12 protein-coding genes are annotated in these 14138 nt (G+C 47.3%); 5 read left to right on the forward strand and 7 right to left on the reverse strand.

The window, feature by feature from the left end:
* Nucleotides 1-13: 13 nt before the first annotated feature.
* Nucleotides 14-874: an aldo/keto reductase gene (locus F1593_RS13340; protein WP_149402065.1), complete on the reverse strand. Its 861-nt coding sequence runs from the start codon at nucleotides 872-874 to the stop codon at nucleotides 14-16.
* A 242-nt stretch (nucleotides 875-1116) separates the two neighbouring features.
* On the opposite strand from F1593_RS13340, the gene F1593_RS13345 reads away from it, so the two are divergent.
* Nucleotides 1117-2268, forward strand: coding sequence for a M20/M25/M40 family metallo-hydrolase (locus tag F1593_RS13345; RefSeq protein WP_149402066.1), 1152 nt, complete (start codon nucleotides 1117-1119; stop codon nucleotides 2266-2268).
* Nucleotides 2269-2387: 119 nt separating this feature from the next.
* Here F1593_RS13345 and F1593_RS13350 read toward each other — a convergent pair whose 3' ends face one another.
* Together F1593_RS13350 and F1593_RS13355 are read right to left on the reverse strand one after the other, a co-directional pair.
* Nucleotides 2388-3236, reverse strand: coding sequence for an IS630 family transposase (locus F1593_RS13350; RefSeq protein WP_216368863.1), 849 nt, complete (start codon nucleotides 3234-3236; stop codon nucleotides 2388-2390).
* Between the two features lie 13 nt (nucleotides 3237-3249).
* On the reverse strand, nucleotides 3250-3528 hold the full coding sequence (locus F1593_RS13355) for a helix-turn-helix domain-containing protein (RefSeq protein WP_149402067.1): 279 nt from the start codon (nucleotides 3526-3528) through the stop codon (nucleotides 3250-3252).
* 997 nt (nucleotides 3529-4525) lie between these two features.
* Here F1593_RS13355 and F1593_RS13360 point away from each other — a divergent pair.
* Nucleotides 4526-5434 carry a G1 family glutamic endopeptidase gene (locus F1593_RS13360; protein WP_149402068.1) on the forward strand — a complete coding sequence of 303 codons (909 nt, stop codon included), beginning with the start codon at nucleotides 4526-4528 and terminating at the stop codon, nucleotides 5432-5434.
* 131 nt (nucleotides 5435-5565) lie between these two features.
* Here the strand turns inward: F1593_RS13360 and F1593_RS13365 are convergent, their stop codons facing one another.
* Nucleotides 5566-7032, reverse strand: a complete 1467-nt coding sequence (locus F1593_RS13365) for a PQQ-binding-like beta-propeller repeat protein (RefSeq protein WP_172632096.1) — start codon at nucleotides 7030-7032, stop codon at nucleotides 5566-5568.
* An 18-nt stretch (nucleotides 7033-7050) separates the two neighbouring features.
* Nucleotides 7051-7581 carry an RNA polymerase sigma factor gene (locus F1593_RS13370; protein WP_149402070.1) on the reverse strand — a complete coding sequence of 177 codons (531 nt, stop codon included), beginning with the start codon at nucleotides 7579-7581 and terminating at the stop codon, nucleotides 7051-7053.
* 951 nt (nucleotides 7582-8532) lie between these two features.
* Here F1593_RS13370 and F1593_RS13375 point away from each other — a divergent pair.
* Nucleotides 8533-9738 carry an acyl-CoA dehydrogenase family protein gene (locus F1593_RS13375; RefSeq protein ID WP_149402071.1) on the forward strand — a complete coding sequence of 402 codons (1206 nt, stop codon included), beginning with the start codon at nucleotides 8533-8535 and terminating at the stop codon, nucleotides 9736-9738.
* A 93-nt stretch (nucleotides 9739-9831) separates the two neighbouring features.
* Here the strand turns inward: F1593_RS13375 and F1593_RS13380 are convergent, their stop codons facing one another.
* Nucleotides 9832-11007, reverse strand: a complete 1176-nt coding sequence (locus F1593_RS13380) for a GNAT family N-acetyltransferase (RefSeq protein WP_149402072.1) — start codon at nucleotides 11005-11007, stop codon at nucleotides 9832-9834.
* A 383-nt stretch (nucleotides 11008-11390) separates the two neighbouring features.
* Here F1593_RS13380 and F1593_RS13385 point away from each other — a divergent pair, with 383 nt between their 5' ends.
* A complete protein-coding gene (locus F1593_RS13385; protein ID WP_149402073.1) occupies nucleotides 11391-11579 on the forward strand; it encodes a hypothetical protein in 189 nt (62 codons plus the stop codon).
* Nucleotides 11580-11835: 256 nt separating this feature from the next.
* Nucleotides 11836-12717: a prephenate dehydratase gene (gene pheA, locus F1593_RS13390; RefSeq protein ID WP_149402074.1), complete on the forward strand. Its 882-nt coding sequence runs from the start codon at nucleotides 11836-11838 to the stop codon at nucleotides 12715-12717.
* A gap of 103 nt (nucleotides 12718-12820) precedes the next feature.
* Here the strand turns inward: pheA and F1593_RS13395 are convergent, their stop codons facing one another.
* Entirely contained in the window at nucleotides 12821-13855 is a 1035-nt protein-coding gene (locus F1593_RS13395) for a P-loop NTPase (protein WP_149402075.1), read from the reverse strand.
* Nucleotides 13856-14138 lie beyond the last annotated feature (283 nt).

Here is a 14138-nt window from a genome sequence, read left to right on the forward strand (position 1 = left end):
GCACTGGCGCGGGTTAGACGAACAGAGGTTGCATATCAAGGCGAGCAACCATTGCAGCCATCTCGCTATCAGGCGTCTTCTCTTCAAAGCGGCTGGCGGCATCGAGTACCTTCGGGAGGAGATGGATATCTCCCACGGTATTCAAGAAGATGCCAGGCAGTCCCAGCGCCCAGTGAACGGCTCGATCAATGTCTGCCTGTTCTACTAATGGCGCATACCAGGTATTATGTGTATGCTGATCTCCCATATACGGTTTATAGGCAATTGATTTAATCGTTTGAACTGCAATGTTGCGCTGGCGGCAGGTTTCCAGCAAGGCATTGAAGTTTTCCGCATAATAGGAATTTTGCAGCATGACATAGTTGTAGGGCAAGAGTACCGAGTCAAAGTCAAAGCGCTCCAGACTACGACGGTGGGTTGCGGCGATTTGTGTGCCATGGCCGGTGATACCAATTGCGCGTACCAATCCCTGCTTTTTGGCTTCAATGGCTGCCTCAATCACGCCACCAGAGCTGAGCGCAATATCCCATTCAATAGGATCGGCTAGATTGTGAAATTGCCATAGATCAACATGATCAACTTGCATGCGCTCTAATGAACGCTGTAACTCTTCCATGGCCTTATCAGCGGTACGTTCGCCTGTCTTGGTTGCCAGAAAGAAATCAGAGCGATGGTGTTTCAGCCAGGGAGCGAGCCGTAATTCTGCCTCACCATAACTGGCAGCTACATCAATGTGGTTGACGCCATATTTGAGCAATACTTCCAGCGTCTGGTCGGCCTCAGCCTGCGTCACTGGTCCCAAAGCCGCAGCTCCAAACAGTGTGCGGGTACTCATATGACCAGTACGTCCAAATGGCAACTTTGCGATTGTCATAAATACACTTCTCCTCGCTCGTTTTTTACTTTATCCTATCATTGTAGCAGATTATGGAGCGTGCTGTTGTACACTGACAACATGTCTCTCCATGTTAGCAATACGTTTGAGCCTCTTTTTCAGCTTTATCAGAGCTGTCCTTGGATATTATAATGCCTGCAGGAACAAGTTGTCTTGCTTTGTGAGAGTATGAAGCTCTATGTGAATGGTTATTTAACGCTTTGAGCGAGAGGAAGTAGATTATGTCGCTATCATCGGAGTATTTAGAACGTATCCGCCGTGACGCTACGGCACGAATTGGGGACGTTGCCGCACTGACGCAACGTATTTGTTCCGTGGCTGCTCCCACAGGCGCTGAGCGGCAGCGAGCTGAGTTTGTGGCTGAACTCTGGCGTGAACGCGGCTATACGCCAGAAATAGATGCCATTGGCAATGTCTATGTACGGCGTGGACAGCGATCCACTTTGCCTGTAGTCATGCTGTTGACACATATCGATACCGTCTTTCCGGCTGAGACGCCTCTGCGTATTCGGCGTGATGGTAATCGGCTCTATGGGCCTGGGATCAGCGATAACAGCGTGAGCGTGGCTGGGGTTATGACGGCGCTGGAGATGCTGGATGCCTATGGCCTGGAGACAGAGCTTGATCTGGTGGTGGTGGATAATGTTGGTGAGGAGGGATTGGGCGACTTGCGCGGGGCCAGGGCTGCGGTTGAACGCTATCGAGAGCAACTCGCGGCGGTCCTGGTAGTGGATGGGAGTCTGGGCACGGTGGTCAATGCGGCGGTAGGTTCGAAACGCTGGCAGATTACCGTCACCGGCCCTGGTGGGCATTCTTTTGGTTCCTTTGGCATGCCCAGCGCGATCCATGGCCTGGGCAGGATTATCGCAGGTCTGTCCACGATGCAGGTGCCGACGGAGCCGCGTACGACCTTTAATGTGGGGATGATTGAAGGCGGCACATCGATTAATACCATTGCGCCGCGAGCCACTGCATTGCTGGATCTGCGTTCGACCGATGTGCTGGCTCTCAAGCAGTTGGAAGAGCAGGCGCGTGCGATCATTATGCAGCAAGCAGGCGCGGGCTTGCGTACAACGATTACACAACTGGGTGATCGACCAGCGGGACGCCTGCCGGAGACTGATCCACTGGTCCAGCTGGCGCTACAAACGTTGCGCTGGTTGGGGATTGAACCCCACTGTGCCGTCTCCAGCACCGATGCCAATATCCCCATCAGCCTGAATATTCCCGCTGTATGTGTTGGGATCACGCATGGAGAGAAGGCCCACACGGTCGATGAATTTATGTATATCTCTTCAATTGGGCAGGGTCTGGCCCAGGTGGTACGGTTATTGCTAGAGATATGCGCTCAGGCAGCGTCCCGCTTGCGGTAAGTAGCGTGCATGCTCGACGTTTTTTGAGGCCAATTGCATGAAATCTTGGCTTATCATGGGAATCGACAGGTTTGAAGCCGGTAAGACAACTCTGGAATTGAGACACTAAGTACAGACTATCATAAATACTTTCCGAGTTTCTGTTCGAGCTTTTCAACGGTGTACGTCCATTTGATCGGCTTGGCTGTTTGATTGTAATAGGCGATGTACTCGTTCAGAGCGGTTTCTAGTGCATGGGTCGAAACAAAATGATTGGGCTGTAAACATTTGCGTTGAAGGAGACTGAACCAAATTTCGATCTGATCCAGCCAAGACGCGTTGGGAGGCAACCAATGAACCTGGAAGTGAAGTCGACCTTCACACGCCAGTTCCTGCTCACGCAGCCAGCCTTCGAGCTGTTTCGGGGCATGCGTGGTTCCATTGTCCAGGATGAAGGTCACCGTCTGCACGTGTCGGCGGAACGCTTCAGGAATGATCTCCTGCTCAAGAAAAGCCTGGAAATCGACAAAGCATTTCCGTTGTCGACAGGTGCCGTAGACCTTGCCGTCAGCGATGGAGAGTCCAGCAAACAGATGGCGTGCGCCGCGTCGGTGATAGCGGGCTTCATGCAGCATTGGCTTCTGCAGACAGGCAGGACGAGGAGGCTGCTCTCCTTCACAGGCTTGAAGGGAGGTTTTCTCATCGAGACTGACCAGCCACGTCCCTGCGCGCAAGAGCGTTTGCGCCTGGGCATACGCCTCCAAAACGGGGCGGGCTCGTTGCAAGAATGTCTGAGGATCATGGATGTGTTGCCAGGCATGAAAGCGCCACGGGCGAAGATGGTCTGCCTTGAGCCATCGACCCACCGTGTTGGCCGAGATGGGGGGAAGCGTAGGATCTTGGGCGATGTGGTGGGCCACCTCGGTTCGACTCCAACGGGAAAGTGGCACCTGGTGTTGAAGTGGCAAGCTGCAAGCAATGGCTGTCACTTGGACACGCACTTCAGGGGGAAAAATGCCTCGGTGCTCCGCTGCGAGGTGCGTCAGTCAGGCAGTGGGTGGCCACCCAGCGTCCACGCCATTTGCGTACAGTGCGATCTGTGGTACCACTGGCCTGGGCAATCTGTTGATTGCTCTGTTCGGGATGGGCGTTGGCGGTAAGAATAATCCGCGCACGCAGAGCCAGACTCTGCTCTGTGGTATGAGCACGAACAAGGTGCTCAAGTTGTTGTGTTTCATCGGCAGTCAATTCTATGGGAAGACTGGGTTTGGGACCACGCATGTCGTTTTACCTCCCTGTTCCAGTCTATCCTTTCACCTTGGGGCTGTCAAACTCGGAAAGTACTTGTGATAGCTTGTACTTAGCGTTCACGTTTAAATGAAATTTTCGTTGGGACCTAACGGCACCAACCATCCCTTGTGTTGTATCGCATCGTATAATGAAAGACCATCTAGTAGGCTTGCTTCATGCTTGCAGTGGCTTTATCAAATGCTTTAAATGTTATATCAGCAAAGTGCATCAGTTCGTCCGATTGTGACTGTTTTTTGCTTTGTTGTTGCTACTGCTCTTACTTCCGCAATTTCTTATGTATACATATTATACAGACTTTCTCAAGTTAAGATGTTGACATATCTTAACTGCAGATACTTGGTGCTACAACAGCGAGCACATGCCGGTTTTGATATAAGATGTTAGTTATTGACTTCACACAGGTCTTGAAGACAAGATGCCTGCCAATCACCCCATTAGCCCTATTTTGTTTCGCCTTCCAAGCATTATATAATTGATGTATATCACGATCATCTATCAGTGCTGTAATTACGATTGAGGAGTAATTTGTCTATATCGGTCTAAAACTTAGTAATTATTATTGACATAAATGAATATTTACGTTATATTATATAGTAACCAAATGACAATAATTATTGTATTCTATAATTAGTAACTTGAAAGGATAGTTTTTAAACTGTTAGTGATTTTATCATAGTAAAGAGAATATGGATATCCTCATTCTTCTATTAAGTAGAATTGTTCGTATTTTTACGTTTATGTAGTAAGATGTATGCAGCTTAGCTATTAAGAGGCAGTTTGCTATCTAGGAAGGAATCTAGATGAATTATTTACGACGGATCTCACCTGTCCTTGCGACATGTTTATTTAGTGTTCTGTTTTTTTTGTCATCGCTCCTATAAATGTTTTCGCATCACCCTCTGTTTTTTACCATAGTAGTCAATCTACAAAAAACACTTGCCTTCAACCACCACAAAACGTTGATTTGATGACACTTTCTGATACAGAACTCCTTTCTTATGGTCTCCCTACTCATAATGAAATAAAGGGAGAACTTACTTTCTGGACTAAAGCTCTTGCTCATGCCAAACACCGTACCTGCGGCACTAGTATTAGCAGAATCAAAACCAAGACTCAAATTCATCCTCCTAAAAAAGTTGAGAATTGGTTACGGTCTAATAACTGGTCGGGTAATGAAGCGACTGGAAATCGAGCAACATACAGGGTAGCATATGTAGAGTTTAATGTGCCAACTATTGCAACAAATGATCTACATGCAGCAGTAAGTGTTTGGGCTGGTGTTGGTGGGGACTATAGTTTTGGAGGTTCCAATGCAGTACTGCCTCAAGTTGGTGTATTTTCGCAACCTACATGTACAGGGTCTAGTTCAGCCTCTTGCCAGTACAATGAATCATTCTGGGAAATTGCAGGTCCCAAAAATGACCCTGGCCAGATGAATCTTCCTCTGTCACAGCTTAATGCCGGTGACCGAGTATATGCGTATGTGAGTTCAAATGTTAATAATGATGGTGATAATTACTTTTTTATCTCGAATGAGACAGTGAACAACTATAACTCCCATATGGATACTTCTAAAGTCTTCTCGGATAGCGCAACAGGTGAGTGTATTGTAGAGCGTCCAGGTTTCCTAAATGGTGGTTTATACGATCTCGCAGACTTCAACACCAACGCAGGTCATTCTATAGAACTTGATAACTGCACAATTGGAGATAGGAATGACAATCAAAAAGGTATTGGTAATTGGCCCCATGATGGAATGCAGTTGTGGAATACAAGCTTCACATATGTGATGGCTCAACCTGGCTCTATTTTTAATAATGGCTACAATTACTCGGTATATTGTACAACATATTATAACTCGTGTTATAATCAATAACACGAGTTATTAATCAATTTCTACTTTTCTCTATATTGCCTTTAATAAATAAGGTGTTAAGAGATAGTGGATTTAAAATAAAGTCATGCATAAAAATTGATAAATATTTTATGTATGACTTTATTTTATCTTCATAAAAGCGAATAAAGTGTACGGTGCCAAAGTACATGCCCATCGACTGCACGCAAGGTAAACAATTCTATCTGACCTTCACTGGCATACACAGCATAAATAATTCCTTGTTGAATGATTGGGAAGGCAATTTCTTGCCGGGCTAGTTGCACTTGCCAGAGGCGATGACCGGTATTGATTTGAATGGCAATAATAAGGCTAGAACGAAGATTATCCGTTGTAAGCATAGAAACATAGATAGCATCCCCTTCAGCATTAAATGAACCAAACAGTGTTCCAGGGCGTGTTTGATATTGCCAGAGTAAGATTCCTGAAATTGATTTCAGGGCGTAAATTGATCCGTCTTCTGCTGAAACAAATACAATACCCTTAGCTACAGATTTTAGGGATATGTTACTTATTTCTGAAGGCGCAGTCGATGGTAACTTATAGCGCCAATGTACATCTCCATTACTTGTTTGTAGCGCTTCTACATAGCCATCCACAACTGTGTAAAGAGTTGAACCGTCTGCTTGCAATATAGAAGCATTCATATGATCCAGAGAATTTTGCCAGAGTAGTGAGCCACTCGATGCATTCAATGCATATATATGAGCACCTGAAGATTGAGATCCTGGGGTGTAGGAAGTAAAGTATAGATTGCCTTGCAAGATAATAGGTGGAGAAAGAAACGCATCTTGATTCGTTACATGATATTGCCAGATGGCTCTTCCATCGCTAGCTTTTAACGCGTATACAGTTTTTGTAGATTTATATGTGTATCCATAAAGAATGTTGTTCACTACTGTTGGCGGAGCACGATTCTCACTACCAAATGGAGATTGCCAGAGCAGTTTTCCATCACTAATACGCATCGCGAATGTAGAGTTTGTTCCACTTGTGTATAAAATTCCATTTGTTACCATCGGATCCCCGGTATTGGGGATCTTATAAATATGTGTTGAAGTTCCTGTCTTAATAGAATAGGACCGAATATCGTTTCCCGTATTTATATAAAGATCAGTTCCATAGATAAATGGTTGAGGCTGAATAGAAATTGCCAAACTGGATGTTCCTTGCCCATTCGGAGAAACATTACTTTCCTGACCGGGGAATATACTAAACTGAGAGAATATGAAAACAATTGCACTTAAAGAAAATACTACAATGATAATAGCAATCAATAAATTGAGGCGCCAAACCTTTTTCCTTGAGTGCTTTAATTGGGGAATTGCTTGACTCGTATTCATAGCGGTTGCTATATTTGATTGATATGTTTTTTGATCTAGTCGCTGGAACACTGATTTTTTTGCCTCTTCTAACATCAGGGCGTTTATCTGTTGGTTACTGTAGAGTTGTTGCAAATTTTGAATCAGATTTTGATTACGATTTGATGGTTGCATTTGATTGTCATCCCTCCTATTCTCGATGAAGTCAGTCACGCGTTCGTCAACCGTTTCGGGAGTAAAAGGATCGTCTGTAAACATACAATTGTCTCCTCTCATTTATGCATGATAGGTATTGCGCAGATGATTTATCGCTCGTGAGAGTAGCACTCGAACAGTGCTATCACGCTTGCCCAAGATGGATGCGATCTCGACGCAGCGAAGTCCATTGGCAAAACGAAGGAATAATACTTGTTGCTGCAAAGGTGGTAGACGATGTATAGCAACTTGTAATTGTTGGAGTTCTTCTTGCTTAATTACTTTTTGTTCGGGATCTTCATTCTTGTCTCCACTAAATATTTCCTCTACCAGTTGTAGTGCTACCTCTGGCATCTTTCCTGTTTTTCGATATTGATCAATGATCTTATGCTGGGCTACGCGCCGTAGCCATGCAATTTGTTCGTTCGTACTGAGACTGAGAAAACCTTTCCATTCTAGTGCCGCGAGAAAAACTTCCACCAGAAGATCTTCTGCTTCTTCTTGAGAAGAAAGACGCGAACGAACGTAAGTGAAAAGAGGGAAAGACATTCTCTCATAAAGGATTGCCATTGGCGAGTCCTCTAAATAAGTGTCAAATAACTTTTTTTTCATGCTCTCTCTCAAATTATCTTAATAGCCTTGCAAAGATTACTATACATCTTGCATCCTGTTCATATACATTTGAAGCAAGTTAATTTCAAAATGCGTTACGTTAGATTGATAGTGCGCAGCATGATTTTCAAAAATAATTTGCAGATTATATTTCGTAGCATACAATTTGGATTTCATTTCTATGTTCATTCTGATTTGAAATAAGCAACATAGACTACTCTTGGAAAACATATTTTGCACATCAGTGACACTATTAAATCGTAAAAAGCGCCAAAACGTTACAGTGTAATTTACTTCTACATTTTTTGAAAAAATATATGTCTTAGTGACTGCTATACAGAAACGGGTTAAGTCAGTTTCACGTTGGGATGCAGTACTAGTAGCAGAGATAACATGACTCTCTCTTCATCTGGCGCCGTAGTGGGACGATAATTCATCACTGTCTATCATATGGGTCTGCGTTATAAATATCTAGTAAATGGGGTAAATCTGGACGGCGTCCGAGTGCGTTTATGATATGATGATTATGATATAGGTAGCCGTATCCACGCAAGGGGATATGGTTGATGAGATCGATTGAAAGCGGCACCCCTCGTGGGGAAACCGCATTGTCCGCTCTTCCCTTCAGGTGAGAGGCGCGTGCGATGGATTTCTCCACGAGGAATGCCGCTCTGTCGTTGTCTTTCCGTTGTCTTTTTGTAAACTATTTGGCTCTCTATCCTTCCAGAGGATAGAGTGGAGGGGGAGTTTGCGAGGACAGCCATTCCCCCGGCATGGGCTTCCGCCTCTGCACTCCGTTTTCACCCGCAATGACGGAGTGCCGACTATTTCTGCAATGATGCTTTATTTGCGCTGTATGCACTGCTTTAAAAGAAGAATAATCGCTGACGATGCTTGATTAATGATACATAATGCTGAACCATTGTGTCACATCTATCTAAAGGAGTTCGCATGAGTTTCCTCGCGTATCCAAGCACGACCGAACAAAAAGAGTTGCTGGCACTGGCTGGCGAACTGGCTGATATCTTTGCTCAACGGGCCTCCGAGCACGATTGGGAAGGTCGCTTTCCTGTAGAGAATTTTAAAGATTTACAGAAAGCTGGCTACCTTTCTCTCTCCATTCCACGTGACCTGGGTGGTCAGGGGGCGTCGCTTTTGGATCTGGTCCACGCGCAGTATCGTCTGGCGCAGGGAGATGCCTCAACGGCTCTGGTGGCCTGTATGCACCTGATGCACATTGGTCGGCTGGTAGAGGATCGTACAGAGCATCCAGAGCCGATTTTGCGTCTGTGTCAGGATGTGATTGAGCATGGCGCGATGATCAATAGCGCGGTCAGCGAGCCAGCTACTGGGAGTCCCAGCCGGGGTGGTCGCCCGCAGACAACGGCATATCGCCAGCCCGATGGTTCCTGGCAGATACGCGGTCGGAAGAACTTTACCACTGGCAGTCACGCCCTCAGCTATTTTATTGTGGGATGTAGTATCGAGGATCAGGCTGGCACCGCTTCAGGACTGGCTCCCCTGACAGCGGAGCGTGGGAATTTCCTGGTCCCCAGCAACGTTCAGGGCGTGAGTATCGAGGATACCTGGAATACTGTGGGCATGCGTGGATCTGGCAGCAACGATTTGATCCTGGATGATGTTCATATCTCTCCTGAAAGCTATCTGGATGTTCTGGTACCCACGGAGCCTTCGATTCAGACGAAGCAGGGTGTCTGGGGATTAGTACTGGCAGCTGGCTATCTGGGCATTGCTCAGGCGGCCCGTGACGAGGCGATACGCTTTGCACAGACACGTCGTCCCAACTCTCTCAAGCAGTCCATCGCCACTGTGCCACATATTCAGGATAAGCTGGGAAAGATTGAGGTGTTGCTTTTGGAGAGCCAGGCTGTCCTCTTTGGCCTCGCTGAGCACTATACTGAGGACAATCAGCATGTGGATGTGGCGCTGATAGGGGCTGCCAAATATCTGGCGGTCAACAACGCCATTCAGATCATCGATCTTGCTATGCGGGTCGTGGGAGCCGCCAGTTTAGCTCTCACGTCGCCCCTGCAACGCTATTACCGCGACATCCGCGCTGGCCTGCACAATCCTCCCATGGATGACGTGGCCCTGTCTGCCCTCGCCAAACGCGCCCTTGGTCCTGAAGTACTGTAAGCCCTCAATTGACCTCTCAATGCTCGCATGTGGACGGATAAAGAGTGCTTGTCCGTTCACATGCTTCATCAAGCCCGTGTGTTTGTACGCAGGTTAGAAGGTCTCGAACAGATAAGGCTGTTGCAATGGGAACATGCGACTGAAAACCGTTTGTAGTTCAGTGGATGGATCTCCCCAGCCGCGCAGGGCAAAGGTCGCTGGTTCATTGGTGCCATAGATGAGTGAGGTGAGGGCCTGGATGCTTAATTCACAGTCGGCCGTCGCGCTGGGACTAATCTGTAGCTGTCCCTCATGGGTGGCAAAACGGTAGGTGCCATTGTTCCAGGGACAATATTCATCATGGATGCGGGCACTAAAGCTTCCCGCTCCCGTATGCACTCCGGCCAGCTTATCAATGGCGATGATGCGTCCCAGCGGCGGCTCAATGCTGCTGACCTGTACATTCAGGTCAGGCCACCAGGTTTCGGGACGCTCAAAAGGCGGGAGGATCATTTCAACCGTTTGCACATGATCAATATGTCGTGCTAACCATTCCAGTAAGAGATAGCGGCCCTGGATATCGTCATACCAGAACTGGCTGGCTTCCAGCGTCCCACCATGCCCGCTGATCTTATACGTCATCATCCCTTTGATTGTCCCATCTACCCGCGCTATCGCCAGCCATTGCCCGTTTTTGTCACGCCAGGGTAATTTAAAGTTGGGAGAGAAGAGTCCCATGCCGTGGATCTGTGGTAGTCTGGTGCGGATATATTCCTGATAGAGATCGTAGCCCTGAGCGATATCTAATAACTCGACGGCACCATTCCAACTTTTCTTGAGCAGCGGCTGTAATGGTTGGGGCGCAAAGCGTATACGTTTAGGCTGCGTAAAAGTGGTATAGCCCAGTCGTGTATAGAAGGATTCACGAAATGGATAGAGGGTAGAAATAGCCACTCCCTGTTCATAGAGTTGCGCAAAGATAGAGCTGAGCATTTGCCTGGCATAGCCCTTGCGCCTGCCTGTTGGATGGGTTGATACCACTCCCAGACCATTGCCCGCATAGAGCTGACCACGAATATTCAGGGTCATAGGAAAACTGGCTGCACTGGCAACGGGTTTCTCATCCTCAAAAACCGCGAAATAGCTAGCTTCACCAGCTGGAGGATAATATTTTTGCCACTCCGCCGGTTCTGGCAATGGAGGCGTTGCCCTGAAGGCATAGGCAGACATAGGACGGAGCACAGAGAGGACTTCATCCTGTTTTAACAGGCGAATAGTGATCTCACTCATAAAGGGGTGGTCTTTCTAGTTTTTATTGAAGTATTTGCGTTCGCAAATGGAAGAGAAAAAGGAAGGTTCCTGCTCTCATCTTTATGATGCCATGGAGGAAGGGGACCTGTCCAGTTTGTGTGCCTTCCTCTCTGGTGATTCGTTTTCAGGTAGTGTATAATAGCAAACCGTCAGCAAATGTTTTGTACAACAGTTAACCTGTACACTTCCACGGGGTAGCACAACTTTTGTTTTATTCCACTCCTCATATAAATTCTGATTGTGTGAAGGGGACTGCTATGATATACTAAGGAACAAAATGTGGGCTACTTTTGTTATCATATGTAGAAGCGCCCATATGGCCTTCTGAACAAGACAATTTAGACGAAAGGGGAATTTCATCAATGCCTAAGAAGGGTGAACTTTCTAAAACCGCTCGTGCCTCTATGGCGAACCGTGAGACCGTAAACCATGTCACAAAGCATGTCTGCGCTTCTTGCAATGAGCCTATCTGGTTGACCGATCTGTATCCAGTCAAAGTCCTGGGTAAAGGTATGTCTTTCTACCATAAGGACCATTATAAGGTTCAATAAGCTAGCATTTCTGTCTCGCGTCTGATCCTTCCTGGATCAGCACGACAGATAGCACAAAAGATTAAACAAGCTCCCCAGCCTCGATGAGTGAGCTTGTTTTTTTATACTTGTAAAGATTTCTAAGCCAGGGCTTTCCAATTCTTTTTGTTGCCGCATTCGGCGGCAGGGAGAGAGGAGGGAAGGTGGGGAACACCCACACCCCGGCAGAGGGGCTACTTTCCCTCTGCACCCCCTGCATCCGTGAGGAGATATATGTATGGCGCAAACAACAAATGCTGATTCTGCACAAGGAACTGCTGTGGCTGCTGTCGTCCGGGTTGCTTTTCAGGGCGAACTGGGGGCTTTCGGCGATGAAGCGGTGCGAAGCTACTTTGGTGCTCAGCTACAGTTGAAGCCAGAGCCGATTCCCTATCGTACTTTTGCCGAGGTTTTTCGCGCGGTATCCGCTGGCGAAGTGGATCATGGATTGGTACCAGTCGAGAATTCACAGGCCGGTAGTATTAATGATGTCTATGATCTCTTACGGCAACATGATCTCTTTGTGACTGGTGAAATCGTGCATCCGGTTAATCATTGCTTGCTTGCCTTGCCTGGACAAAGCATTAGTGATATCAAGCGCGTTATTTCGCATCCACAAGCCCTGGCACAGTCAGATGTCTATCTGCGTGAGCTAGGGGTAGAGATTGTCGCGACCTATGATACGGCTGGTAGTGCCAAGATGGTGTATGAGGAGCAACTGGAGGGCGTAGCGGCTGTGGCCGGAGCAGGGGCGGCTGAACGGTACGAATTAAATATTCTGGCTCATGGTATCCAAACCATCAAGGATAACTACACGCGTTTTATCGCACTATCGCGAGAGCCAGCGCCACGTCAGGCTGGTAGTGCCAAGACCATGTTAGTTATGGCGACAGCTCATCAGCCAGGCACCTTAAATAAATGCCTTTCCTATCTGTCCGACAACCAGATCAATCTGATTAAGCTTGAGTCGCGCCCATCGCGTCAGCGACCCTGGGAATATGTCTTTTATCTCGATTTAGAAGGACATCGTGACGATCCCGTTGTACGCAATGCGCTCGCCGATCTCGCGGGACAGACCATCTTTTGCAAAGTGTTAGGTTCCTTTGCCCGCAGCCTCTAGCCTGTTATAAACCACGTAATCTATAAAGAGTCCCCACGATCGGTATCTCATCACAGGGATGAGATACCGATCGTGGGGACTCTTTATACGGTATGCCTGGTTGTTAGCGTTGGATTTTGAGCGTACTGGTAAAGTTAGCTGCTAATTCTTCATACGGTTCGGCATAATACTCTTCGACGCGACCGGCATCACAAAGGGTCGTGAGTGAGGTATCAATGGGCAGTGCACCAAGTAAGGGAGCACCCGTCATCGTAACGAGATCTGTCCCATTACTGGGTCCAAAGATTTCGTAGCGCTCGCCTTTAGGAGTCTCAAAGTATGACATATTTTCTACCACGCCTACGATCGAGCCTTTGAGTTGTTGCACCATGTTGATACATTTCATTACAATCATGGTCGCCAGCATTTGTGGTGAAGAGACCACTACCACGCCATCCAATGGTAGCGCCTGCATAACGGTCATTGGCGCATCGGATGTACCTGGAGGAAGATCGACCAGCAAATAATCGAGATTGCCCCAGTCGACATCGCTATAGAATTGTTTGATGGCACTTGAAATCATCGGGCCACGCCAGACAACTGGATCGCTTTCCTTTTCAAGGAACATATTCATCGAAACAATTTTGATGCCGCCTTTACTGCGCAATGGTTCAATACCACCATTGGCAGATTTCGTTGGCTGGCCTTTGGTACCAAACATGCGGGCGATACTGGGTCCGGTGATATCACCATCCAGGATACCGACCTGGAGCCCCTGGCGGCGCAACGAAACAGCCAGCAGTCCGGTGACCAGAGATTTTCCCACGCCACCTTTACCGCTCATAATAGCAATTACTTGCTTAATTTTGCGATCAGGGCCAGCGGAGGCCATGGTCAACGGCACACCACGTCCTACCGGAGCCTTCTTGGGCGTTATAGATGTGGGTTGGCCAGTGGCTGCGGCATTCAAGTCTTTTATGAGTATATCGAGCTTCTCTGGTGTAAACCGGTGTGTGCGAGCCCCACCAGCCACGCTCTCACGTGCCCCTACCGCACAGGCTGTGCAGGGTAGGCCATGACCGTGAAAAACCTTGACTGTTGCGGGGAACTGTGTCACAACATCATGTATAACCATGTCGGCTGTAATAGTTTCCGCCATGTTACGTATCCTCTTGCGCAAGACAGGCCAGCAAATGACCTGTCTTGCCCTATTCTGTGAAAGATAATTTTATATGCGATAAGAATGCTAAATCCTACTTGCGTACTCAGATATTATAGCACACCCTGATGAAAACTGACTATATGGATGTAGTTCTGGGCAGGGCTTTTTGGTGTACCCGAAAGTCCCGAAAGAGTAAAAAAAGGAGCCATATCTTGCTAAAATAGGAAAATCATTACGCACCTATGAAAGCGAGAAATGGCTTGGATGTACCTTAACATAT

Origin of the sequence: Dictyobacter arantiisoli (assembly GCF_008326305.1) — a bacterium.
In the GTDB taxonomy this organism is placed as follows: Bacteria; Chloroflexota; Ktedonobacteria; order Ktedonobacterales; family Ktedonobacteraceae; genus Dictyobacter; species Dictyobacter arantiisoli.